This window comes from Pseudomonas sp. DL, assembly GCF_047199225.1.
GTDB lineage: Bacteria > Pseudomonadota > Gammaproteobacteria > Pseudomonadales > Pseudomonadaceae > Pseudomonas > Pseudomonas aeruginosa.
In genome coordinates this window covers 1,151,557-1,174,650 of record NZ_CP178323.1, presented here as the reverse complement: position 1 = coordinate 1,174,650, position 23,094 = coordinate 1,151,557, and the positions used below count along the sequence as shown (strand labels likewise).

The 23,094-nt window shown below is 67.6% G+C and carries 20 protein-coding genes; 5 read left to right on the top strand and 15 right to left on the bottom strand.

The features are described 5' to 3' along the window. Positions 1–3: 3 nt before the first annotated feature. The 7 genes from ACI766_RS05480 to ACI766_RS05450 form a co-directional block, all read right to left on the bottom strand. Positions 4–939 (bottom strand): glutathione S-transferase family protein, encoded by a 936-nt coding sequence (locus ACI766_RS05480; protein ID WP_023085955.1) that lies wholly within the window; start codon positions 937–939, stop codon positions 4–6. Positions 940–1,059: 120 nt separating this feature from the next. Beyond that, positions 1,060–1,749, bottom strand: a complete 690-nt coding sequence (locus ACI766_RS05475; protein ID WP_003105028.1) for a CatB-related O-acetyltransferase — start codon at positions 1,747–1,749, stop codon at positions 1,060–1,062. Positions 1,750–1,777: 28 nt separating this feature from the next. Further along, a complete protein-coding gene (locus ACI766_RS05470; protein WP_003119275.1) occupies positions 1,778–2,092 on the bottom strand; it encodes a GIY-YIG nuclease family protein in 315 nt (104 codons plus the stop codon). Beyond that, a complete protein-coding gene (locus tag ACI766_RS05465; RefSeq protein ID WP_003092922.1) occupies positions 2,085–2,786 on the bottom strand; it encodes a glutathione S-transferase C-terminal domain-containing protein in 702 nt (233 codons plus the stop codon). Before ACI766_RS05465 ends, ACI766_RS05470 begins: the two co-directional genes overlap by 8 nt. Positions 2,787–2,852: 66 nt before the next feature. After that, positions 2,853–3,335: a nuclear transport factor 2 family protein gene (locus ACI766_RS05460; protein ID WP_003118297.1), complete on the bottom strand. Its 483-nt coding sequence runs from the start codon at positions 3,333–3,335 to the stop codon at positions 2,853–2,855. A 70-nt stretch (positions 3,336–3,405) separates the two neighbouring features. Beyond that, on the bottom strand, positions 3,406–4,122 hold the full coding sequence (gene pcsA / locus ACI766_RS05455) for a phosphatidylcholine synthase (protein ID WP_003105024.1): 717 nt from the start codon (positions 4,120–4,122) through the stop codon (positions 3,406–3,408). A 111-nt stretch (positions 4,123–4,233) separates the two neighbouring features. Then, on the bottom strand, positions 4,234–5,259 hold the full coding sequence (locus ACI766_RS05450) for an amino acid ABC transporter substrate-binding protein (protein WP_003119272.1): 1,026 nt from the start codon (positions 5,257–5,259) through the stop codon (positions 4,234–4,236). A 296-nt stretch (positions 5,260–5,555) separates the two neighbouring features. Between ACI766_RS05450 and ACI766_RS05445 the strand changes: the two genes are divergently transcribed. Continuing rightward, positions 5,556–6,203 (top strand): alpha/beta hydrolase, encoded by a 648-nt coding sequence (locus tag ACI766_RS05445; RefSeq protein ID WP_003105021.1) that lies wholly within the window; start codon positions 5,556–5,558, stop codon positions 6,201–6,203. Positions 6,204–6,218: 15 nt separating this feature from the next. On the opposite strand, the gene ACI766_RS05440 is transcribed toward ACI766_RS05445, so the two are convergent. Continuing rightward, positions 6,219–8,117: an acyl-CoA synthetase gene (locus ACI766_RS05440; protein ID WP_023085954.1), complete on the bottom strand. Its 1,899-nt coding sequence runs from the start codon at positions 8,115–8,117 to the stop codon at positions 6,219–6,221. A gap of 283 nt (positions 8,118–8,400) precedes the next feature. Between ACI766_RS05440 and rhlB the strand changes: the two genes are divergently transcribed. From rhlB to dauR, 4 genes are all read left to right on the top strand, one after another. Further along, complete coding sequence (rhlB, locus tag ACI766_RS05435; protein WP_003158777.1) at positions 8,401–9,924, top strand: ATP-dependent RNA helicase RhlB; 1,524 nt, start codon at positions 8,401–8,403, stop codon at positions 9,922–9,924. 161 nt (positions 9,925–10,085) lie between these two features. Further along, positions 10,086–11,033, top strand: coding sequence for an NAD(P)H-dependent anabolic L-arginine dehydrogenase DauB (gene dauB, locus ACI766_RS05430; protein ID WP_016562232.1), 948 nt, complete (start codon positions 10,086–10,088; stop codon positions 11,031–11,033). Between the two features lie 22 nt (positions 11,034–11,055). Continuing rightward, positions 11,056–12,183, top strand: a complete 1,128-nt coding sequence (gene dauA, locus ACI766_RS05425) for an FAD-dependent catabolic D-arginine dehydrogenase DauA (RefSeq protein WP_003122058.1) — start codon at positions 11,056–11,058, stop codon at positions 12,181–12,183. Positions 12,184–12,245: 62 nt separating this feature from the next. Continuing rightward, positions 12,246–12,878, top strand: coding sequence for a transcriptional regulator DauR (gene dauR / locus ACI766_RS05420; protein ID WP_003113779.1), 633 nt, complete (start codon positions 12,246–12,248; stop codon positions 12,876–12,878). 23 nt (positions 12,879–12,901) lie between these two features. On the opposite strand, the gene ACI766_RS05415 is transcribed toward dauR, so the two are convergent. The 7 genes from ACI766_RS05415 to ACI766_RS05385 form a co-directional block, all read right to left on the bottom strand. After that, positions 12,902–13,693 (bottom strand): ABC transporter substrate-binding protein, encoded by a 792-nt coding sequence (locus ACI766_RS05415; RefSeq protein WP_003118292.1) that lies wholly within the window; start codon positions 13,691–13,693, stop codon positions 12,902–12,904. Between the two features lie 637 nt (positions 13,694–14,330). Then, a complete protein-coding gene (gene moaA, locus ACI766_RS05410; protein ID WP_003092949.1) occupies positions 14,331–15,320 on the bottom strand; it encodes a GTP 3',8-cyclase MoaA in 990 nt (329 codons plus the stop codon). 56 nt (positions 15,321–15,376) lie between these two features. Next, on the bottom strand, positions 15,377–16,195 hold the full coding sequence (locus ACI766_RS05405) for a peptidylprolyl isomerase (RefSeq protein WP_003092951.1): 819 nt from the start codon (positions 16,193–16,195) through the stop codon (positions 15,377–15,379). Positions 16,196–16,249: 54 nt separating this feature from the next. Next, on the bottom strand, positions 16,250–16,933 hold the full coding sequence (gene narI, locus ACI766_RS05400; RefSeq protein ID WP_012613641.1) for a respiratory nitrate reductase subunit gamma: 684 nt from the start codon (positions 16,931–16,933) through the stop codon (positions 16,250–16,252). A gap of 2 nt (positions 16,934–16,935) precedes the next feature. Further along, on the bottom strand, positions 16,936–17,676 hold the full coding sequence (narJ, locus tag ACI766_RS05395; RefSeq protein WP_003092956.1) for a nitrate reductase molybdenum cofactor assembly chaperone: 741 nt from the start codon (positions 17,674–17,676) through the stop codon (positions 16,936–16,938). Positions 17,677–17,681: 5 nt separating this feature from the next. Next, complete coding sequence (narH, locus tag ACI766_RS05390; RefSeq protein WP_023087019.1) at positions 17,682–19,223, bottom strand: nitrate reductase subunit beta; 1,542 nt, start codon at positions 19,221–19,223, stop codon at positions 17,682–17,684. Between the two features lie 11 nt (positions 19,224–19,234). Next, a complete protein-coding gene (locus ACI766_RS05385; protein WP_023087018.1) occupies positions 19,235–23,020 on the bottom strand; it encodes a nitrate reductase subunit alpha in 3,786 nt (1,261 codons plus the stop codon). Between the last annotated feature and the right edge of the window lie 74 nt (positions 23,021–23,094).

The window sequence follows — 23,094 nt, the reverse complement described above, 5'->3', positions numbered from 1 at the left end:
GCCTCAACGCGCCTCGATGCGAAAGCCCAGGCGCGGGAAATGCACATGCACGGTACCCGCCCGCGGGTCTTCGCGGCGCAGGATGAGTTCCTCGCTGCCGGCGAAGAGCAGTTCGCCCTGTACCGCGTCGACACCGTAGTCGGTGGCGGCGATGGCGACCGCCTGGCCGGGCAGGAAACCGTTGGGGTCGCTGAAGGATTCGTCCGGCAATGCCGCGGGCTGGCTGCCGCGAGCCACCTCCAGGGCTTCCTCCACACTCATCTCGGCTGGCGCGCCATGGCCGAAGCCGAGCACCCGTCCCAACCAGGCCTGCACCTGCGGGTAATCGTCGACCAGCGGCGCGGTGACCGGCGTGCCCTTGAGGAACCACAGGCAGTGCGCCACGGCGAAGTCGGCGACGGACGCTTCGCCGAACAGGAAATCGCCGTCCTCGCGCGACAACTGGCGCTCCAGTCGCGCCATGAATGCCGGCCACTGGTGGCGCGCCTGTTCCAGCGGCAGGCGGCCGGCGCTGCCGCCGCTGAATAGCTGGCTGCGATCGGCCATGAAGGCCTTGAGGAATTCCGGCGGCAGCTTGCCGAAACGCACGGCGATGGACTCCGGGGCGAACGCCAGGCTTACCGAGTGCTGGAACAGCACCGCGTCGGCCCACTGGGCGAAGCTCGCGGCGACCATCTCCTGGCCTTCGGGAAACAGCGCCGGAACCGCCTTTTCCTGCTCCAGGCGACGGGCGATCAACGCGGTATCGCAATACACATCGGCGCCGACCTGCAACACCGGGGTCTTCCGATAGCCGCCGGTCAGCGCCACCAGGTCCGGCTTGGGCATCACCGGCGGAATCATCACCGAACGCCAGGACAGTTGCTTGAAACCGAGCAGCAGGCGCGCCTTCTCGGCGAAGGGCGAAGTGGGATAGTGATGCAGGATCAGCTCTGACATGGGCGCCTCCGGGCGGATGTGAGGCACCAGCTTAGCGCGGCTGGGAAAACACGCCTATGACAATCCGGGACATGAAGGGCGCCCCATCGCCTGGCCCGATGGGCCTGGCGATGGGCGCGCTCAATCCAGCCGGCACCCCTGGCGGGTGATGGTCATCCGCCGGTACGCCGCACGCGGCGCCTCGCGCGCCTCCAGGGCGGCGAGGAACTCCCGGGGTCGGTCCAGCGGCAGGCCGGTGAGGAAGGCGCTATCCAGCTCCCACCAGCGTGAGGCGAGCAGGCCCTCGATGATCTCCGGCGGATGCCGGTAGCGGATCACCTGCGCCGGAGTCCCGGCGACGATGGCATAGGGCGGCACGTCGCGAGTGACCACGGCGCGCGTGGCGATGATCGCCCCAGTCCCGACCTTGACACCTTCCATCACCATCGCGCTGTGCCCGATCCAGACGTCGTGGCCGATTTCCGCGTAGCTCAGCGCCGGCTCGTAGCGCAGCGCGGTGCCGGTGTGCTGGAAGGGGTGGCTGCTCACCCAGTCGCTGGGATGGGTGTGCTTTTCCTGGCCGATGAAGCAGTCCGAGCCGATCGAGCAGAAACGCCCGATGGACGCCACCAGGGACAGGTCGGTGCCGCTGCGCACATAGCTGTAGGCGCCGATCTCCAGCCTCGGCGGGACGATGCGCAGGTGGCCGAGTTCGACCCGCTCCTCGAGCACCAGCGTGGTGCGCTTGCCGACACTGGCCGGGCCGCCGGCCAGCTTGCAGCCGCGGCGGCGGATCCAGCGTTTCCACCAATGATTCTTCAGGTAACCCACGAATACCCCATGACCGCAGATGAACGTCCTAGATTGCCGGCTCGCCGACCTCGCGCAACACCGGTACGCCGACCAACAGGCGCTCCTTGGCGCGCTTGCTCAGGGCCTTGATCGCCCGCTCGCGGCGCAGGGCGTCGCCCTTGCTGGCGCAGGCCTCGACGTAGACCAGCGCGCGGGCGGGGCTGGAATGGAAGAACCGCGCGCCCTTGCCGCTGCAATGAGTGTCGAAGCGGCGCAGCGGATCGTCGCTGATGCCGCAGTACAACGCGCCGTTTTCCGCCCTCACCAGGTAGACCGACCAACACTTCCCGATCGCCGCCGTGGCGGCCGTCGCCTCACTCACTCCAGACCCGCTCCCGCATCCGCTCGCAATACGCCACCAGGCGCGGATAGCCTCGCGCCACATGGCTGAGTGGGGTATCCAGGGTCGCCTCGATGAGGTTGGCGAGGATACCGTAAGCGGCGGCATCGGCGCTGCACGGATGTTCGCCGCCGTAGTACGGGACCTGGCCAAGCAGGCCGTCGAGGGCATCGAGGTCGTCGCGGGCGAAGGCCAGCAGTTCGTCCCTGCCGTGGACCCCGAGTCCCTGCGCCCTGAGGGTAGCGCGGACCTTGCGGCGCATGGCCCAGGCCACCGCGTCGCGCACGCCGAATGGCAGCGAGCCGAAGAACACCGGCTTGAGCACGCGCCAGCTGTCCTCGTCGAACCAGCGGAAATACAGCATCAGGTAGTACAGGTGTTCGTCGCACAGGCGCGTGATCGCCCGTGCCCAGCCCTTGCCCCGGGCATCCAGGCCGGCGTCGAGAGTGACCCCGTAGCGCTCGCCGAGGGTACGGATGACGATCTCGCTGTCACCGATCGCCTCGCCCTCGATACGCACGTAGGGCAGCTTGCCCTTGGGCGCCTTGCGCGGGTCGCTGACGACCTTCACCTGATACTCCAGGCCGGCCAGGCGCAACCAGGTTTCCAGTTTCAGGCAGTAGGGACTGGCATTGGGTACGTTGAATGCGGCGGGAAACTGGAAGAGCGTGATCATCGCGGCGTCCTGCGGGTTGTCCGCGGCGAGCTTAGGAGATTATCCGCGCTTCGGCCACCGACAGCCTCAGCCGGCCGCCGGATGGGCAGCCTGGTAGGCGGCCAGGCCCTTGCGCGCCTGCCCGCGGATCGCCCGCTGCACCGGCGGCGCCCAGCCCAGCAGCAGGCCCTTGGCGCCAAGCGCCTGGCGGCTCCAGCGCCACAGGTCGAACTGGTCGCGATGCTCGACGATCAAACCGCCGGCGAAGCGGAAACGGGCCTCGATGCGATTCTCCACCCTGCGCCCGGTCTGGGTGAACAGGTAGTGGGCCACCCATTGCGCACGCCCCTCGTTCTCGTCGGCGCGGACGTTCGCGTAGTCCAGGCGGAAGTCCCGCGCCCGGCTGGTCAGCAGGCGCCACATGTCGCCCACCTCGCGCCCGCGCAGTTCGCCGAAGGCCGGGTCGTGGAAGGTCGCCTGGGGAGCGTAGCAGGCCGCCATGGCCTCGCCGTCGAGGCGCTGGAAGGCCTGGTAGAAGCGCTCGATCAGTTCGGCGTTGGGGTGGGCCATGCGGGGTTCCTTGCGATGATAGGGACTTGCCAGGCGTCCCCAGGCGGGAACGCCGTCGTGCCGGGTCGTTTCAGCCGAACCACTCGCGGGCGCTGCGCCAGAGGCAGATACCGACGAAATAGGCCGAGGCGGCGAACCACAGGCCGAGCAGGATCGGCAGGTCGGCCGGCTGCTGAACGATCAGCAGACCGCTGCTGATCAGCCAGACGAAAGTCACGGCGATGTTCAGCGGCATGAACTGGCGCACGCGGAACGGGTGGAGGAACTTCATCCGGGTCAGGGTCAGGGCAGCCAGCACCAGCACCGTGGCGAGGTTGACCCAGGGGTGCAGGTCGAGCACGTAGAAGTACACCGCCACCACGTTCCAGGCGGCCGGGAAGCCGACGAAGTAGTTATCGGTGCTCTTCATGTTGACGTTGCAGAAGCAGAACAGCGATGAAACCAGGATCACGCCCACCGCCAGCAGCTCGAAATGCTCCGGCAGGGGGATGTAGCGGTAGATGAAGATGGCCGGGATGAACACGTAGGTCAGGTAGTCGATCACCAGGTCGAGCACCGAGCCGTCGAAATGCGGCAGCATTTCCTTGACTTCGTACTTGCGCGCCAGGGTGCCGTCGAGGCCGTCCACCAGCAGGGCCAGGCCGAGCCAGAGCAGGCAGGCCTGGGGTTTGTTGTCGACCAGCGCGAGCAGGGCCAGCAAGGCCAGGATCACGCCACTGGCGGTGACGGCGTGGACGCCCCAGGCCTTGGCTTTGTTGATGGGAGTCATCGATAGGTTCACGGGCATTTCTCTTGTTCGGTGTTCGGCATGACGCGTCGCTCTATAGTGCACCGGCACCGGTGCGTCTGTCTGTTATCGGATTGTCGGTGCTGGCGAGAGTTCAGCCAGCCCCGCCGGTCAGCGAATCGGCGGCGCATAGTGCAGGCCGCCGAGATTCCATTGCGCGTTGAGGCCGCGCGGCATCTTCAGCGGGCTGCCGTCGCCGACGTTGCGGGCGAAGATCTCGCCATAGTTGCCGACCTGGCGCACCATCTGCACCACCCAGTCGCGCGGCAGTTGCAAGTCCTTGCCGGCGTCGCCCTCGCTGCCGAGCAGGCGGGCGACGTCCGGGTTGCGGCTGTCCCTGGCCTGGCGCTCGACGTTGCTCGAGGTGACCCCCAGCTCCTCCGCGTTGAGCAGGCCGTACAGGGTCCAGCGAACGATGTTGAACCAGGCTTCGTCGCCCTGCCGCACGGCCGGGCCGAGCGGCTCCTTGGAGATCACTTCCGGCAGCACCACGTACTGCTCCGGCTTGGCCAGCTTCAGGCGCTGGGCGTAGAGCTGCGACTGGTCGGAGCTGAGCACGTCGCACTGCCCCGCCTCCAGGGCACGGGCGCTCTTCTCGTAGCTGTCGTCGAGCACCGCCTTGTAACGGATGCCGTGGGCCCGGAAGTAGTCCGCCACGTTCAGCTCGTTGGTGGTGCCGGACTGGATGCACACCGTCGCGTCCTTCAGTTCGCGGGCGCTGGACACGCCGAGCTTGCGATTGACCAGGAAGCCCTGGCCGTCGAAATAGGTGACGCCGGTGAAGTGGATGCCCAGCGCGGTATCCCGCGAGCTGGTCCATGAGGTGTTGCGCGACAGCAGGTCGACCGTGCCGGACTGCAACGCCGAAAACCGCTCGGTGGCGGACAGCGGGGTGAAGCGCACCTTCTCGGCATCGCCGAACAGCGCGGCGGCCAGCGCCCGGCAGATGTCGACGTCGAGCCCCTTGAAACGGCCCTTGGCGTCGGCGTAGGAGAACCCCGGCAGGCCGTCGCTGACGCCGCACTGCACGTAGCCCTTGCGCTTCACCGCATCCAGCGTCGCACCGGCCTCGGCCGTGGCGCTGGCGCCGAGGCAGACAGCGGCCAGCAGCAGCCAGGTACCTTTCATTATTGTCATCTGTTCGCCACTCCCTTCGCCGCCCCTGGGTGAACCGCCGGCCCCGCGCCGGTCGCTTCCCGGGCCGGTCGCCGCACTGTAACCGCAAGCGCCGCGGCACCGGCAGAGGTAGCCGGCGGCGCGACGGCGGCGGGCGACGAACGGCGTACCCGGCGCACTTCCCTTAGCAAAGCGCATCCGCGGGAAATTGGCGAATGCATGATCTGCGACAATCTGGCCGACTTGCGAGCGGGAAAGCGCCTGTTGTCGAATGGTCCTCCCATTCCGAACGCATATGCCCCCTGCCTGGAGCCGTCATGAGCGAACCCCTGATCCTCGATGCCCCGAATGCCGACGCCTGTATCATCTGGCTGCACGGCCTGGGCGCCGACCGTACCGACTTCAAACCGGTGGCCGAAGCCCTGCAGATGGTCCTGCCGAGCACCCGCTTCATCCTCCCCCAGGCGCCGAGCCAGGCGGTGACGGTCAATGGCGGCTGGGTCATGCCGAGCTGGTACGACATCCTTGCCTTCAGTCCGGCGCGGGCCATCGACGAAGACCAGTTGAACGCCTCCGCCGACCAGGTCATCGCTCTCATCGATGAACAGCGCGCCAAGGGCATCGCCGCCGAGCGGATCATCCTCGCCGGTTTCTCGCAGGGCGGCGCGGTGGTCCTGCATACCGCCTTCCGCCGCTACGCCCAGCCGCTCGGCGGGGTGCTGGCGCTATCCACCTACGCGCCGACCTTCGACGACCTGGCGCTGGACGAGCGCCACAAGCGGATTCCGGTCCTGCACCTGCACGGCAGCCAGGACGACGTGGTCGACCCGGCGCTTGGCCGCGCGGCCCATGACGCCTTGCAGGCGCAGGGCGTGGAGGTGGGCTGGCACGACTACCCGATGGGCCACGAGGTGTCCCTGGAGGAAATCCACGACATCGGCGCCTGGCTGCGCAAGCGCCTCTGACGCCCGGAGCTTCTCTCAGACGGCGTGCAGCCGGTAGTTCAGCGCGTAGCCGCCGAGCAGCTCTTCCAGCGCCGCCTGGCGTCTTTCGTCAAGCGCGGGAACGTGCAGGTGGGCGAGCTGGCCGTGGCGCTCGTCGGCGACCACCTCCACGCGGATATCCTCGGCGATCCTCCGGCTTTCCTCCTCCAGCACCCGGCGGATCGCGTCCAGGCGCAGCGCCGGCTTGAAGGTCTTGCCCACCGCGGTGACCGGCATGCTCTCGATCAGCCAGATATCCTTGGGCACCGCCGCGCGCTCCGGTACGTGGCGGCTGGCGTGCTCCAGCAGCTCTTCCTCGCTGGCGCTGGCGCCGGGCTTGAGCTGGATATACGCCACCGGCAGCTCGCCGGCCTTGGCGTCCGGCTTGCCCACCGCCGCCGCCAGGGCCACGGCCGGATGCCGGTGCAGCGCTTCTTCGATCATCTGTGGGTCGATGTTGTGGCCACCGCGAATGATCAGGTCCTTGCTGCGCCCGGTGAGCCAGATGTAGCCGTCCTCGTCGATACGACCGAGGTCGCCGGTATTGAACCAGCCATCGCCGATCCAGATATCGCGGTTCCGGTCCTGTTGCAGGTAGCCCTTGAACACCGTCGGGCCCTTCAGGCAGAGGTTGCCCACCTCGTTCGGCGCGGCATCGCGCAGGTAATTGCCCTCGCCGTCGAGCACCGCGACCTTCACCTGGCAGTACGGCAGGCGCAGGCCGATCGAACCCGGCCGGCGCTCGCCGCCACGCGGGTTGCAACTGGTGCCGCAGGTACCTTCGGTGAGGCCGTAGCCCTCGATCACCTTGAGCCCGGTACGCGCCTCGAACTGGCGGATCAGCTCCACCGGCATCGGCGCCGCGCCGCACAGGGCGAAACGCAGGCTGGACAGGTCGCGGCCATCGCTGGGGACCTGCAGCAACGCCGCGTAGATGGTCGGCACTCCACTGAAGCTGGTGACCCGGTAGCGTTCCACCAGCTTCCAGAAGTCCTGGATCAGGGTCGGATTGCGGTAGCCCTGGGGCCCGGCCAGGAGCACCTGGGCGCCGCGATGGAAGGGCGCCAGGCCGGTAACCATCACGCCGTTGACGTGGAACAGCGGCAGGCCGCAGAGCAGCACGTCGTCCACCCCGTAGTCGGCGTTCAGGCCCATGATCTCGGCCATCGCCACCTCGTTGAAGTGGCTGTGCGGCGCCAGCTTCGGCGTGCCGGTGGTGCCGCCGGTGTGGAAATAGGAAGCGACGTCGTCCGGATGGATCGCCCGTCCGCTCTCCAGGCGGTCTGCCGGGCAGTCGGCGATCAGCGTATCGAAGTCCAGCACGCCCTCCGGCAGCGGCCCGCGCTGGGCCTTGAGCGCCTCGCGCTGCGGCGCCGGTAACAGGTTGGCCGGATCGACCACGACGATCGCGTACAGATCCGGCAACTGCGCGCGCAGGCCGGCGACCTTCTGCCACAGGTCGGTGCCGGGGAACGGCGCCAGGGTCACCAGCACCCGGGTGTTGGAGGCGCGGATCAGCTCGGCGATGTGCTCCGGCTCCAGCAGCGGGTTGATCGCATTGACGATCCCGGCAGCCTCGCCGCCCCAGATCACGTAGTGGGTCTGCGGCAGGTTGGGCAGCAGGAAGGACACCGCCTGGTGGCTTTCCAGGCCCAGCCGGTGCAAGGCGTTCGCGGTCTGGGTGACGCGGGCGAACAGCTCGGCATAGCTGATCCGCAACGGTTCTTCGGCGGCGCTGCCATGCAGCAGGCAGCTCAGGGCGATACGCTGGCCGTGGCGCTGGGCCGAGCGTTGCAACAGTTCGTAGGTGCTGGACGGCAGGTCGCGCTGTTCCAGCGGCACGCGTTCCAGGGCTTCGATATCGCTCAGCCCGACGATCGATGGGGACGGATTCATGGTTTTCTTGTTCTTCCGTTGGTGAGTGGGCGGACACTCGCCGGATCGCTCCGGCACCGTCCCGAAGATGCCACCCCCGTCGTCGCCCTACCGTTGTCTTTTTGTAGCGCGCCGCCGGTCGCGCGCACGAGTCCTCCCGAAGGCTGCCCCGGGCGCTTCGCGCAGCCCCCTCCAGGCCCCGTCCGGCCAGGGCTGGAGGGCGCCGGCCAAGCATGGATTTCTCCCCGCTGGCAACATGCTTTACACTGGCGCCCGTTCATTCCTTAACCACTACGAGATCGCCGTGCTCAAAGCACTCAAGAAAATCTTCGGCAAGGCCGACGGAACCCAGCCGCAGAGCGGTTCCTCCCCGGTCCCGCAAGGCCCTGCCGGCGCTACCGCGAAAGGTACCGCCCCCACCGGCGAAAAGCCGACCGAGAAACGCCCACGCAAACCGCGCCCCCCGCGCGCCGACAACGAGTCCGGCGCCCCGCGCGCCGCTGAAAAGGCCGAGAAAGGCGAAAAGCCCGCCAAACCCGCCGCCAAAGAAGGCCGGGACGCCAAGCCGCGCAGCGACAAGCCGCGCCGCGAACGCAAACCGAAGCCGGTGGACAACTGGAAGCTGGAAGACTTCGTGGTCGAACCGCAGGAAGGCAAGACCCGCTTCCACGACTTCAACCTCGCCCCGAGCCTGATGCACGCCATCCATGACCTCGGCTTCCCCTACTGCACCCCGATCCAGGCGCAGGTACTGGGCTTCACCCTGCGCGGCCAGGACGCTATCGGCCGCGCCCAGACCGGCACCGGCAAGACCGCCGCGTTCCTCATCTCGATCATCACCCAGTTGCTGCAGACCCCGCCGCCGAAAGAGCGCTACATGGGCGAGCCGCGCGCGCTGATCATCGCCCCGACCCGCGAACTGGTGGTACAGATCGCCAAGGACGCCGCGGCGCTGACCAAGTACACCGGGCTGAACGTGATGACCTTCGTCGGCGGCATGGACTTCGACAAGCAACTCAAGCAGCTGGAAGCGCGCTTCTGCGACATCCTGGTAGCCACCCCAGGCCGTCTGCTGGACTTCAACCAGCGCGGCGAGGTGCACCTGGACATGGTCGAGGTGATGGTCCTCGACGAAGCCGACCGCATGCTCGACATGGGCTTCATCCCGCAGGTCCGGCAGATCATCCGGCAGACCCCGCACAAGGGCGAACGCCAGACCCTGCTGTTCTCGGCGACCTTCACCGACGACGTGATGAACCTCGCCAAGCAGTGGACCGTCGATCCGGCGATCGTCGAGATCGAGCCGGAGAACGTCGCCAGCGACACCGTCGAGCAGCATGTCTACGCCGTGGCCGGCAGCGACAAGTACAAGCTGCTGTACAACCTGGTGGCACAGAACAACTGGGAACGGGTGATGGTCTTCGCCAACCGCAAGGACGAAGTCCGCCGCATCGAGGAACGCCTGACCAAGGACGGCATCAGCGCCGCCCAGATGTCCGGCGACGTGCCGCAGCACAAGCGCATCCGCACCCTGGAAGGCTTCCGCGAAGGCAAGATCCGCGTCCTGGTGGCAACCGACGTGGCCGGCCGCGGCATCCACATCGACGGCATCAGCCATGTGATCAACTTCACCCTGCCGGAAGACCCGGACGACTACGTGCACCGTATCGGTCGTACCGGCCGCGCCGGCGCCTCGGGCACCTCGATCAGCTTCGCCGGCGAGGACGATGCCTTCGCCCTGCCGCCGATCGAAGAACTGCTGGGCCGCAAGATCACCTGCGAGATGCCGCCGGCCGAACTGCTCAAGCCGGTACCGCGCAAGCACTGAACGCAGGCGTGGAGAAAAAAAGGCGAAGCCATCCGGCTTCGCCTTTTTCGTTTCTGCGACACGCAGGTGCCGCCGTCGGTCATCGAGGCGGGTCGGCGCTTGCCCGACAATACCTTAAAGTCCAGAATGGACAAATTGTTTACATCCATTCCGGAGATCGCATGAGCGCCGCCACTCCCCTGATCGTCCAGCAGGCCGAAGCCGAGCAACTACTCGCCCGTATCGACGTCCTCCAGGCCATGCGCCAGCTGTTCCTCGACCTGGCCGCCGGCCAGGCGCTCCAGCCGGCCCAGCAACTGGTGGAGTTCCCCGCCGGTCGCGGCGACTTCATCAACTACCTCGGCGTGCTCGCCCAGGAACAGGTCTACGGGGTCAAGACTTCGCCCTACATCGTCCGCGAACAGGGCCCGTTGGTCACCGCCTGGACCCTGCTGATGTCGATGCAGACCGGCCAGCCCTTGCTGCTCTGCGATGCCGCCCGGCTGACCACCGCGCGCACCGCCGCCACCACCGCGGTGGCGGTGGATGCCCTGGCTCCGACCGAGGCCGGCCGCCTGGCGCTGATCGGCAGCGGACCGGTGGCCCATGCCCACCTGCAATACGTGAAGGGCCTGCGTGACTGGCAGGGCGTGCGAGTCCATTCGCCGAGCCTGGACGAGCGCCGCCTGCAAAGCCTGCGCGCCATCGACGCGCGCGCCGAAGCCGCCGGCAGCCTGGAGGAAGCGCTGGACGAAGCCGATGTGATCCTGCTCTGCACCTCCTCGGCCCGAGCAGTGATCGACCCGCGCCAACTCAAGCGCCCGGCGTTGGTCACCTCGATCAGCACCAACGCGCCCCGCGCCCATGAGGTACCGGCGGAAAGCCTGGCGGCCATGGACGTCTATTGCGACTACCGGCACACCACCCCAGGCTCCGCCGGCGAGATGCTGATCGCCGCCGAACAGCATGGCTGGAGCCCCGAGGCGATCCGCGGCGACCTCGCCGAACTGCTCAGCGGCCAGGCGCCACGTCCGGAATACCGGCGCCCGGCGTTCTTCCGCTCGATCGGCCTGGGCCTGGAAGACGTAGCCCTGGCCAACGCCCTCTACCGCCTGCGCCAGGCAGGCTGATCGCGCGATGCAGGAGAGCAGCATGATCGAAGCGGATTACCTCGTCATCGGTGCCGGCATCGCCGGCGCATCCACCGGCTACTGGCTGTCGGCCCACGGCCGGGTCGTGGTGCTGGAGCGCGAGGCGCAGCCCGGCTACCACTCCACCGGCCGCTCCGCCGCGCACTACACGGTGGCCTACGGCACACCCCAGGTGCGCGCGCTCACCGCCGCCAGCCGGGCCTTCTTCGACAACCCGCCGGCCGGCTTCTGCGAGCATCCGCTGCTCAGCCCGCGTCCGGAAATGGTGGTCGACTTCAGCGACGATCCGGAAGAACTCCGCCGTCAATACGAAAGCGGCAAGGCGCTGGTGCCGCAGATGCGCCTGCTGGACGCGGAACAGGCCTGCTCGATCGTGCCGGTGCTGCGTCGCGACAAGGTCTTCGGCGCCACCTACGACCCCACCGGCGCCGACATCGATACCGACGCCCTGCACCAGGGCTACCTGCGCGGCATCCGCCGCAACCAGGGGCAGGTCCTGTGCAACCACGAAGCGCTGGAGATCCGCCGGGTCGACGGCGCCTGGGAAGTCCGCTGCGACGCCGGCAGCTACCGCGCGGCGGTGCTGGTCAACGCCGCAGGCGCCTGGTGCGACGCCATCGCCGGGCTGGCCGGCGTCCGCCCACTGGGCCTGCAGCCCAAGCGCCGCTCGGCCTTCATCTTCGCCCCGCCGCCGGGCATCGACTGCCACGACTGGCCGATGCTGGTCAGCCTCGACGAATCCTTCTACCTGAAGCCGGACGCCGGCATGCTGCTCGGCTCGCCGGCCAACGCCGATCCGGTCGAGGCCCACGACGTGCAGCCCGAGCAACTGGACATCGCCACCGGCATGTACCTGATCGAAGAAGCCACCACCCTCACCATTCGCCGCCCGGAACACACCTGGGCAGGGCTGCGCTCGTTCGTCGCCGACGGCGACCTGGTGGCCGGCTACGCCGCCGATGCGGAAGGCTTCTTCTGGGTCGCCGCCCAGGGCGGCTACGGTATCCAGACCTCGGCGGCGATGGGCGAGGCCAGCGCCGCGCTGATCCGCCACCAGCCGCTGCCGGCGCACCTGCGCGAGCACGGCCTGGACGAGGCGATGCTGTCGCCGCGCCGCCTGTCCCCCTGATGACCCGGCGGCGGGTTTGCGGCACACTCGCCTCGCCCGTCGTCCCACGAGAGTTCCTGCGCATGAGCCCGAGCCAAGACCCCAGCCTGGAGAACTACCGGGCGATCGCCGACGGCATCGCCACCCTGTTCTTTCCCCACGCCGAAGTGGTCCTGCACGACCTGCGCAGCCAGCGGGTCGACTACATCGCCAACAACCTGTCCAAGCGCGAGGTCGGCGACGACTCGGCGCTGGAAGACATGCTCGAAGGCGATAGCGACGAGCGCAACATCGGTCCCTACGAGAAGCTCAACTGGGACGGGCAGAAGATCCGCTCGGTCAGCACCGTGCTGCGCGACTCCGCCGGCCAGCCGCTGGCGGTGCTGTGCATCAACCTGAACATCAGCCTGTTCGAGAGCGCCAAGGCGGCACTCGACCTGTTCCTCTCGCCGAGCAAGCTGATCCCGCAACCGGACGCGCTGTTCCGCGACGACTGGCAGGAGCGCATCAACACCTTCCTGCACGGCTGGCTGCGGCAGCGCCAGCTCGGCTTGAACCTGCTGACCCGCGAGCACAAGCGCGAACTGGTCCTGGCCCTGCACGCCGAGGGCGCGTTCAAGGGCAAGAGCGCGGCCAACTATGTGGCCAACGTGCTGAACATGGGCCGGGCGACGGTCTACAAGCACCTCAAGGAGCTGAAGGAAGGCGGCGACTGACGGCAGCCGCCGCCGGCGAGCGGTCAGTCGCCGTAGATGTCGCTCTTGAAGTACTTGCCCTCGATGCGCTTGTAGGTCCCGTCGGCACGAATCGCGTCGATCGCCGCGTTGAGCTTGCCGACCAGCTCGGCGTCCCCCTTGCGCACCGCGATCCCGGCGCCCTCGCCGAAGTATTTCGGGTCCTTGAACTCCGGCCCGACGAAGGCGTAGCCCTTGCCGCGCGGGGTATCGAGGAAGCCGGTCTGCAGCGGGATGGAGTCGGCGAAGGTGGCGTCGAGGCGGCCGGCCACCAGGTCCAGGTAGATCTCGTCCTGGCTGGTGTAGCGCACCACTTCGGCACCGGCCTTGGCCAGCACCGCACTGGCGAAGCGGTCGGCGGTAGCGCCGCGCTGCACGCCGATGCGCTTGCCGGCCAACTGGCTGAAGCTGTCGTCGAGCTGGGCGCCTTCCTTCATCACCAGGCGGCCCGGCGTGAAGTAGTACTTGTGGGTGAAGTCCACCGAGCGCCGGCGTTCCTCGGTGATGGTGATGGAGGACAGCGCGGCGTCTATCTTGCGAACTTTCAGCGAGGGAATCAGGCCATCGTACTCCTGCTCGATCCACTGGCACTTCACCTGCATCTGCGCGCACAGCGCGTTGCCGATGTCGTAGTCGAAGCCGGCCAGTTCGCCTTCGGCGGTCTTGAAGGAAAACGGCGGGTAGGCGGCCTCGATGCCGATCCGCAGGTTGCCATCGGCGGCGACGGCGGATCCGCTGGCGAGCACGCCGAGCAGCAGGCCTCCCAGCAGGTTCTTGGTGTTCAGCGACTTGATCATGGACGACTCCAGGGGTGACGAAGGTGCGCCCGCGGCCCGGGCAGGAAACAGACGGTGATCCGCCTTTATACTTTTCGTCCAATCTGGACCAAAAAGTATACATCGTCAATCGCCATCCCTCCTCCGCTACCCCTCCTTACCTCCTTCGAGGAATAGGCCCGCCGGCCCGCGGGACTTAGTCTTGAGCCATACACAGCCACCCCGCGAGGTGTTCCGCTACGCAGACATCACCCCTTGCTCCATTTCAGCTATCACGGTTAAGGCTCTATTTACGCCTGGATCCCCGCGTCACGCTCATGCCGCGGGGATTTTTTCGTTTCGTCAACGCCCTTGAGAGGCTTCGCTACCCGTCGCAAGCCGCGCTCCGCCAGCTAGCGCGCCCAGGTCGGCGCCGAGCGCGAGTACCGAAGGGTGCCTGAGCGACGTACGGGACCCGGTCGGGCTGGACATGCCCGGCCACCCGGACGCGCGGCGCAGCTAGGTGATCGCACGCAGTTCCTGCGACGGTTATGCCGTGATGTTTTCCGGGGGCGAGCTGTACAGCAGCGAGACCGGCGACGAGACCCTGCTGGCCTACCAGAAGAGCGGCCTCGCCCTGGCCGCTGGCGAAGGCCCGCTGGAGGCGCCCCGAGTCGCCTCAGCCGCCGCTCATGTTCATGAAGCGCAGCACCTGCACCTCGCCGGCGGCGCTGAATTCATGGCGCGCCGGCTTGCGCTGGAGCGCCTCGCCGATCGCTTCCAGCAACGGTCCGTCGTGCAGTGGGTGGCGGCGCAGCAGCGCGCGCAGGTCGAGCGAATGCTCGTGGCCGAGGCACAGCAGCAGGCGGCCCTCGACGGTCAGGCGCAGGCGGTTGCAGGTGGCGCAGAAGTTGTGCGAGTGCGGCGAGATGAAGCCGATACGTGTCTGCGGATGCTCGACCAGGCGCACGTAGCGCGCCGGCCCGCCGCTCTGCTCGGCGCTGTCGAGCAAGGCGTGGCGCTGGGCGATCAGCGCGCGTACTTCGTCGCTGGAGCAGAAGCTCTCGCCACGTTCGCGGCCGACCTGGCCAAGCGGCATCTCCTCGATGAAGCTGATATCCAGGCCGCGGGCGATGGCGAAGTCCACCAGCGCCGGCACCTCATCGGCGTTGCGCCCCTTCATCACCACCGCGTTCAGCTTGATCCGGCGGAAACCGGCGGCCTGGGCGGCGTCGATGCCGGCCAGCACCTTGTCCAGCTCGCCGTTGCGGGTGATCGCCCGGAAGCGCAGCGGATCGAGGGTATCGAGGCTGATGTTGAGACGCGACAGGCCGGCGTCGTACAACGGCCGGGCGTAGCGCACCAGTTGCGAGCCGTTGCTGGTCATGCACAGTTCGCGCAACCCCGGCAGTGCCGCCAGGCGCTCGCACAGGCCGACGATGCCGGGCCGCACCAGCGGCTCGCCGCCGGTCAGGCGCAGCTTGCGCACACCGCCGGCGACGAACAGCCGGGCGACCCGCTCGATCTCCTCCAGGGTCAGCACCTGCTGGCGCGGCAGGAAGCGCATGTCCTCGGCCATGCAGTAGACACAGCGGAAGTCGCAACGGTCGGTGACCGACAGGCGCAGGTAGTCGATCTGTCGGCCTTGGCCATCGATCCAGTCGGTCATGTCCTGGGTACTCCGTTTGATCTTCGGGAGGGAGAGGGAAACATCGGCGCCGAAGGCTATTGCACCAGCGCCCCATCCGCACCCTCGAAGGCGAAGCCCTCGATACAGGCGTCTCCCGCCAGCACGCCGATGTACTGTCCCACCGCTCGCTGCAACACCTGCGCTTGCAGGTGCGCGGCGATCTGTGCGCGGGCCGCGTCGAAGTCGAGCGGCTCGCCGCCTTCGCGCGCCAGCAGTTCCACCACATGCAGGCCATAGCGGCTTTCCAGCGGATGCTCGAGCAGCCCGGGCGCGCGGCGCAGCAGGCGCTTCTCGAATTCGGGGACGGTCTGCCCCGGCTCGATCCAGCCGAGGTCGCCGCCCGCCTCCTTCGACGGACAGGCGGAGAAACGCCGGGCCAGGTCGACGAAGCGCTCGGGATGCCCGCGCAACTCGTCGAGCAGCTCCGCGGCCTGCTTGCGCGCCGTCTCGCGGCCTTCCAGGTCGTCCGGCGCGCAGGCCAGCAGCACATGGCGCAATTGCAGGCGCCAGGGGCCGAGCAGGCGCCCCGGATTGGCCGCGTACCAGGTCCGGCAGGCGTCTTCGTCGGCTTCCGGGACCTGCACCTCTTCCTCCAGCAATTGGCGGATGCGCGCTTCCTCCGGCGTCTCGCCGTCTTCGCAGCGGGCCTCGATGCCCAGCGCGTCGGCCCGTTGCAGGAGCAACTGGCGGACGATCAGCGCACGGCAGGCGGCCTCCAGCGCCAGCGCGTAGCTGTCCGCCGGGTGGTATTGCAGCTCGCGAGCCAGCAGGTCTTCACCGATGGCCACGCCGTTGACCTTCAGTTGCGGCAGTTCGACCTTCTCGACGCGTTCTTCGTAGTGGGAGCAACTCATGATCGATCACCTCGGTTCGGCGGGCCGGCGCCGGATGCGCCGGCCGCCCAGGGTTCAGGCAGGACGTTTCTGACGCACGATCTGGTAGCGCCGGCCCAGGTACCACACCGGCGCGCTGACGATGTGCACCAGGCGGGTGAAGGGGAACAGCACGAACAGGGTAAGGCCCAGGCCGACGTGCAGCTTGTAGACCAGGCCCACCGGCGCGATGGCCTCGGCCGCCGCCAGCGGACGCAGGGTGACGATGGCCTGGGCCCAGTCGGCGAGCATCACCATCACCGAGCCATCCATGTGATGGGTCGAGGCGACGATGGTGGAGAGGCCGAGGATCAGCTGGGCGTAGAGCACCAGCAGGATCATCAGGTCGGAGGCGTTGCCGGTGGCGCGCACCCGTGCGTCGGTCAGGCGGCGCAGGATCAGTCCGCTCAGGCCGATGAAGCAGAGCACGCCGAAGAAGCCGCCGGAGACCATCGCCAGCAGTTGCTTGCTCTCGGTGCTGATCAGGTGGTGGTAGACCGAGGCCGGGGTCAGCAGGCCGACGAAGTGGCCGGCGAGGATGAACAGCACGCCGACGTGGAACAGGTTGCTGTATACCCGCATGCCCTTCTTGCTGAGCATCTGGCTGGAACCGGCCTTCCAGGTGTACTGCGAGAGGTCGAAGCGCGCCCAGCTGCCGACCAGGCAGATCAGCAGCGCGACATAGGGATAGATCCCGAAGAACAGAAGATTGGTCGACATGCTCAGACTCCTTCGCGGGCCGCGCGGTACTGCATCTGCGGTACCGGCTGGGCGACCCATTGCAATGGTTGTTCGGTGGAAGCCGTTGGACGGCGGCCGCTGCTCGACGGGCAACCGCCGGCGGGGTCGGTGAAGCTCACCGGGGTTTCCTCCCAGGCCCGGTCGATGGCCTCCAGGCTGTCGTCGCGCTGTTCCTGGGCCTGGTCGCGACGCAACGCGCCGAGGTCCGGGCGCTCGCCGCCGAGTTCCAGCAACGCCTCGAAAATCGCCGCATAGGCGCTGCCGCGTTCCTCCAGGCGCAGCGCCAGCAGGCCGAGGATGTGCGCCACTTCGGCGAGCCCTTCGCTGGCCGCCGCGAACGGCAGCAGCGACAGGTATTCGAGGTACAGCGGCAGGTAGTCCGGCAGCTCCGGTACGTCGATCTGCAGGCCGGCCCCGGTATAGCGGTCGAGCAGGTCGACCATCGCCTGGCCACGGTCGCGGCTCTCGCCGTGGACGTGCTCGAAGAGCAGCAGCGAGACCGAGCGGCCGCGCTCGAAGAGACCGTCGTAGCGCGCCTGGACGTCCAGCAGGTCGCCCTGGCAGAGCTCGTTGAGCAGCGCCGCGAGGCCGTCGCGCAGCGCTTCCGGCAGTTCGCAGGTGCGGATCAGCGCATGCAGGCCGAGGCTCTCCTCGCGCAGCTCGGCGCGTGGATAGTCGAGTAGCAGGGCGAGCAGGCGGAACAGTTGGCTGTGATCGTTCATGGCGCTCACTCCTGGATCTGCACGACCTGGATCACGTCGCGGCGGTTGGTCGGCTTGCCGCCGAACAGGTTGACGGCGGAGTTGCTGCCGCCGGAACAGCCGTTGCCGAAGCTGAAGCCGCAGCCGGAACGCTCGGCGAAGGCATCGGAAAGCGCTTCCTCGCGGTGCGCGCTGGGGATCACGAAGCGATCCTCGTAGTTGGCGATGGCCAGGTAGCGGTACATCTCCTCCACCTGCTCCACGCTCAACCCGACCTTGGCCAGCACCTCCAGGTCCTGGCGGCCTTCGACGTGCTCGGCGCGCTTGTAGGCGCGCATCGCCAGCAGGCGCTTGAGCGCCAGCAGCACCGGCGCGGTGTCGCCGGCGGTGAGCAGGTTGGCCAGGTACTGCACGGGGATGCGCAGCGACTCGACGTCCGGGATCACCCCGTCGCTGCCGATGTGCCCCTCGGTGGCGGCGTTCTGGATCGGCGACAGCGGCGGCACGTACCAGACCATCGGCAGCGTGCGGTATTCCGGGTGCAGCGGCAGGGCCAGCTTCCAGTCCATCGCCAGCTTGTACACCGGCGACTTCTGCGCCGCCTCGATGACGCTGTCGGCCACCCCGTCCTTGCGCGCCTGGGCGATCACCGCCGGGTCGAACGGATCGAGGAAGATCTCCAGTTGCTTCTCGTACAGCTCGCGCTCGTTCTCGCAACTGGCCACTTCGTGGATGCGGTCGGCGTCGTAGAGCAGCACGCCGAGGTAGCGGATGCGCCCGACGCAGGTCTCCGAGCAGACGGTGGGCTGGCCGGCCTCGATGCGCGGGTAGCAGAAGATGCACTTCTCGGACTTGCCGCTCTTCCAGTTGAAGTAGATCTTCTTGTACGGGCAGCCGGAGATGCACATCCGCCAGCCGCGGCACTTGTCCTGGTCGATCAGGACGATGCCGTCCTCCTCGCGCTTGTAGATCGCCCCGCTCGGGCAGGACGCCACGCACGCCGGGTTCAGGCAGTGCTCGCAGAGGCGCGGCAGGTACATCATGAAGGTGTTCTCGTACTCACCGTAGATGTCCGCCTGGACCTGGTCGAAGTTCTTGTCCTTGCGCCGCTTGGCGAACTCGGTGCCGAGGATCTCCTCCCAGTTCGGGCCCCACTCGATCTTCTCCATGCGCTGCCCGGAGACCAGCGAGCGCGGGCGCGCCACCGGCTGGTGCTCGGCCTTGGGCGCGGTATGCAGGTGCTGGTAGTCGAAGTCGAACGGTTCGTAGTAGTCGTCGATCTCGGGCAGGTCCGGGTTGGCGAAGATGTTCGCCAGCACGCGGAACTTGCCGCCGATGCGCGGGCGGATCGAACCGTCTGCCGCGCGCACCCAGCCGCCCTTCCACTTCTCCTGGTTTTCCCATTCCTTCGGGTAGCCGATCCCGGGCTTGGTCTCGACGTTGTTGAACCAGGCGTACTCCATGCCTTCGCGGCTGGTCCAGACGTTCTTGCAGGTGATCGAGCAGGTGTGGCAACCGATGCATTTGTCGAGGTTCAGCACCATGCCGACTTGCGAACGAATTTTCATGGCGTCTCTCCTCAAATGTCCTGGGGCAGCGGTCGCGGCAGGGCGTCGCCGCCGAGTCCGCCGTGGCGGGGTTCGTCCAGCCAGTCGACCTTGCTCATCTTGCGCACCACGACGAACTCGTCGCGGTTGCAGCCGACCGTGCCGTAGTAGTTGAAGCCCCAGGCCTGCTGGGCGTAGCCGCCGATCATGTGGGTCGGCTTGAGCACCACGCGGGTCACCGAGTTGTGGTGGCCGCCACGGGTGCCGGTGGTCTCGCTGCCGGGTACGTTCACGATGCGTTCCTGGGCGTGGTACATCATCACCATGCCGTCCTTGACCCGCTGGCTGACCACCGCGCGGCAGGTCGCCGCGCCGTTGGCGTTGAACACCTCGACCCAGTCGTTATCGACGATCCCGGCCTTGGCCGCGTCGTGCTCGCTGAGCCAGATGATCGGACCGCCGCGCGACAGGGTGAGCATCAGCAGGTTGTCGCTGTAGGTGGAGTGGATGCCCCATTTCTGGTGCGGGGTGATCCAGTTCAGGGTGATCTCCGGGTTGCCGTTGGGCTTCCTGTTCAACAGTTTCTCGGTGGTCCGGGTGTTGACCGGCGGCCGGTAGCTGACGAAGCCTTCGCCGAACGCCTGCATCCACGGGTGGTCCTGGTAGAACTGCTGGCGACCGGTGATGGTGCGCCACGGGATCAGCTCGTGGACATTGGTGTAGCCGGCGTTGTAGCTGACGTGCTCGTCCTCGAGGCCGGACCAGGTCGGGCTGGAGATGATCTTGCGCGGCTGCACCTGGATGTCGCGGAAGCGGATCTTCTCGTCTTCCTTGGGCAGCGCTAGGTGGGCGTGCTCGCGGCCGGTGATCTTCGACAGCGCTTCCCAGGCCTTGACCGCGACCTGGCCGTTGGTTTCCGGAGCCAGGGCGAGGACCACCTCGGCGGCGTCGATGGCGCTGTCGATACGCGGCCGGCCCTGGCTGACGCCGCTCTCGACCACGCGATGGTTGAGGTCGCCGACCAGCTTCACTTCCTTCTCGGTGTTCCAGCCGATGCCCTTGCCGCCGTTGCCCAGCTTGTCCAGCAGCGGACCGAGCGAGGTGAACTTGCGGTAGACGTTCGGGTAGTCGCGCTCGACCAGGTGCAGCGTCGGCAGGTTGCGTCCCGGCACCGGCTCGCACTCGCCCTTCTTCCAGTCATGGCCGTCGCCGCCGAACGGCTGCGCCAGCTCGGTGGGGGTGTCATGCAGCAGCGGCACCGTGACCAGGTCCTGCTCCACGCCGAGGTGGCCTTCGGCGACGGCGGAGAACTTCTTGGCGATGGCCTTGTAGATCTCCCAGTCGCTCTTGGCTTCCCAGGCCGGATCGGTGGCCGCCGACAGCGGATGGATGAAGGGGTGCATGTCGGAGGTGTTGAGGTCGTCCTTCTCGTACCAGGTAGCGGTCGGCAGGACGATGTCCGAGTACATGCAGGTGGAGGACATGCGGAAGTCCAGGGTGGTGACCAGGTCGAGCTTGCCCTCGGCACCGTCGTCGACCCAGTCGACCTCGGTGGGACGCGGACCGCCGGCCTTGCCGAGGTCATCGTTCATCACCCCGTTCTTCGCCCCGAGCAGGTACTTGAGCATGTACTCGTGCCCCTTGCCGGAGGAGCCCAGCAGGTTGGAGCGCCAGATGAACATGTTGCGCGGGAAGTTCTGCGGATCGTCCGGCGATTCGCTGGCGAAGCGCAGGCCGCCGCTCTTCAGTTCGCGCACCACATAGTCGGCGACCGGCAGGCCGGCGGCCTCGGCCTCGGCGGCGATGCGCAGCGGGTTGCGGTTCAGTTGCGGCGCCGACGGCAGCCAGCCGAGGCGTTCGGCCTGGATGTTGTAGTCCAGGGCGTGTTCGGCGAAGCGGCTGGCGTCGGCCAGCGGCGACAGCACCTCGTGCATCGACAGCTTCTCGTGGCGCCATTGCGAGCTGTGCAGGTAGAAGAAGCTGGTGCCGTTCATCTGCCGCGGCGGCCGGCTCCAGTCCAGGCCGAAGGCCAGCGGCGCCCAGCCGGTCTGCGGGCGCAGCTTCTCCTGGCCGACATAGTGCGCCCAGCCGCCGCCGCTCTGGCCGATGCAGCCGCACATCATCAGCATGTTGATGACCGCGCGGTAGTTCATGTCCATGTGGTACCAGTGGTTCATCGCCGCGCCGATGATCACCATCGCCTTGCCGCGGGTCTTGTCGGCGCTGTCGGCGAACTCGCGGGCGACCTGCGTCGCGCGCGCCGCCGGGACGCCGGTGATGCGCTCCTGCCAGGCCGGGGTATAGGGCGTGTCGGCGTCCTCGTAGGAGGTCGCCACGTTGTCGCCGCCCAGGCCGCGGTCGATGCTGTAGTTGGCCATCTGCAAGTCATAGACGGTGGCCACCCGCAGGCGCTTGCCGTCCGCCGCGACGATCTCGCGGAACGGCACCCGGCGCAGCAGTACCTCGTCGTTGGCGACGCCCTTGAAGTGCGGGTGCTCCTGCCCGGCGAAGTACGGGAAGGCCACCTCGCAGGCATGTTCCGGGCCATCGAGCAGCGACAGTTGCAGGCGCGTCTGGTCACCGCTCCTGCCGTCCAGCTCGGCGATGTTCCACTTGCCAGACTCGCCCCAGCGGTAGCCGATGGCGCCGGTGGGCGAGACCAGCCCGCCGCTGCGCTCGTCGTAGGCGATGGTCTTCCACTCGGGGTTGTTGTCCTGGCCGAGGTTGTCCGCCAGGTCGGCGGCGCGCAGGTAGCGGGTCGGCTTGAACGCGCCGCCGGCGTGTTCTTCCAGCAACACCAGCATCGGCATGTCGGTGTACTGGCGGCAGTAGTCGACGAAGTAGGCGCTCGGCCGGTCGAGGTGGAACTCCTTCAGGATCACGTGACCGAAGGCCATGCCCAGCGCGGCGTCGGTGCCCTGCTTGGGGTTGAGCCAGAGGTCGGTGAGCTTGGCCACCTCGGAATAGTCCGGGGTGATGGAGACGGTCTTGGTGCCCTTGTAGCGCACCTCGGTGAAGAAGTGCGCGTCCGGGGTCCGCGTCTGCGGCACGTTGGAGCCCCAGGCGATGATGTAGCTGGAGTTGTACCAGTCGGCCGACTCCGGCACGTCGGTCTGCTCGCCCCAGATCTGCGGGCTGGCCGGCGGCAGGTCGCAGTACCAGTCGTAGAAGCTCAGGCAGACCCCGCCGATCAGCGACAGGTAGCGGGCGCCGGCGGCGTAGCTGACCATCGACATGGCCGGGATCGGCGAGAAGCCGATCACCCGGTCCGGACCGTAGGTCTTGGCGGTGTAGACGTTGGCCGCGGCGATGATCTCGGTGACCTCGTCCCAGCTGGAACGGACGAAGCCGCCCAGGCCGCGCTGGCTCTTGTAGCTCTTCGCCTTGGCGGCGTCCTCGACGATGCTGGCCCAGGCGTTCACCGGGTCGCCGTGCTGCGCCCGCGCCTCGCGCCAGAGCTTGAGCAACGGCTTGCGCACCTTCGGGTACTTCAGGCGGTTGGCGCTGTAGATGTACCAGGAATAGCTGGCCCCGCGCGGGCAGCCGCGCGGCTCGTGGTTGGGCAGGTCCGGACGGGTGCGCGGGTAGTCGGTCTGCTGGGTTTCCCAGGTGATCAGGCCGTTCTTCACGTAGATCTTCCAGGAGCAGGAGCCGGTGCAGTTCACCCCGTGGGTGGAGCGCACGATCTTGTCGTGCTGCCAGCGCTGCCGGTAGGCACCTTCCCAGGCGCGGCTCTCGTTGCTGGTCTCGCCGTGGCCATCGGCGAATTCGCCCTGCTTCTTCTTGAAGAACTGCAGGCGGTCGAGCAGGTGACTCATCTTGATCTCCTCACCCGGTCTGTGCCGGGCGTTACAACGCTAATCAGGGGTTGCCGCGGGCTGCTGCCGACGGA

Bases quoted from the DNA above. Each gene is read 5' to 3' on its own strand.
- ACI766_RS05480 (WP_023085955.1), bottom strand. From the start codon at position 939: ATGTCAGAGCTGATCCTGCATCACTATCCCACTTCGCCCTTCGCCGAG.
- ACI766_RS05465 (WP_003092922.1), bottom strand. From the start codon at position 2,786: ATGATCACGCTCTTCCAGTTTCCCGCCGCATTCAACGTACCCAATGCC.
- ACI766_RS05460 (WP_003118297.1), bottom strand. From the start codon at position 3,335: ATGGCCCACCCCAACGCCGAACTGATCGAGCGCTTCTACCAGGCCTTC.
- pcsA (WP_003105024.1), bottom strand. From the start codon at position 4,122: ATGCCCGTGAACCTATCGATGACTCCCATCAACAAAGCCAAGGCCTGG.
- ACI766_RS05450 (WP_003119272.1), bottom strand. From the start codon at position 5,259: ATGACAATAATGAAAGGTACCTGGCTGCTGCTGGCCGCTGTCTGCCTC.
- ACI766_RS05445 (WP_003105021.1), top strand. From the start codon at position 5,556: ATGAGCGAACCCCTGATCCTCGATGCCCCGAATGCCGACGCCTGTATC.
- ACI766_RS05440 (WP_023085954.1), bottom strand. From the start codon at position 8,117: ATGAATCCGTCCCCATCGATCGTCGGGCTGAGCGATATCGAAGCCCTG.
- dauB (WP_016562232.1), top strand. From the start codon at position 10,086: ATGAGCGCCGCCACTCCCCTGATCGTCCAGCAGGCCGAAGCCGAGCAA.
- dauA (WP_003122058.1), top strand. From the start codon at position 11,056: ATGATCGAAGCGGATTACCTCGTCATCGGTGCCGGCATCGCCGGCGCA.
- dauR (WP_003113779.1), top strand. From the start codon at position 12,246: ATGAGCCCGAGCCAAGACCCCAGCCTGGAGAACTACCGGGCGATCGCC.
- ACI766_RS05415 (WP_003118292.1), bottom strand. From the start codon at position 13,693: ATGATCAAGTCGCTGAACACCAAGAACCTGCTGGGAGGCCTGCTGCTC.
- moaA (WP_003092949.1), bottom strand. From the start codon at position 15,320: ATGACCGACTGGATCGATGGCCAAGGCCGACAGATCGACTACCTGCGC.
- ACI766_RS05405 (WP_003092951.1), bottom strand. From the start codon at position 16,195: ATGAGTTGCTCCCACTACGAAGAACGCGTCGAGAAGGTCGAACTGCCG.
- narI (WP_012613641.1), bottom strand. From the start codon at position 16,933: ATGTCGACCAATCTTCTGTTCTTCGGGATCTATCCCTATGTCGCGCTG.
- narJ (WP_003092956.1), bottom strand. From the start codon at position 17,676: ATGAACGATCACAGCCAACTGTTCCGCCTGCTCGCCCTGCTACTCGAC.
- narH (WP_023087019.1), bottom strand. From the start codon at position 19,223: ATGAAAATTCGTTCGCAAGTCGGCATGGTGCTGAACCTCGACAAATGC.
- ACI766_RS05385 (WP_023087018.1), bottom strand. From the start codon at position 23,020: ATGAGTCACCTGCTCGACCGCCTGCAGTTCTTCAAGAAGAAGCAGGGC.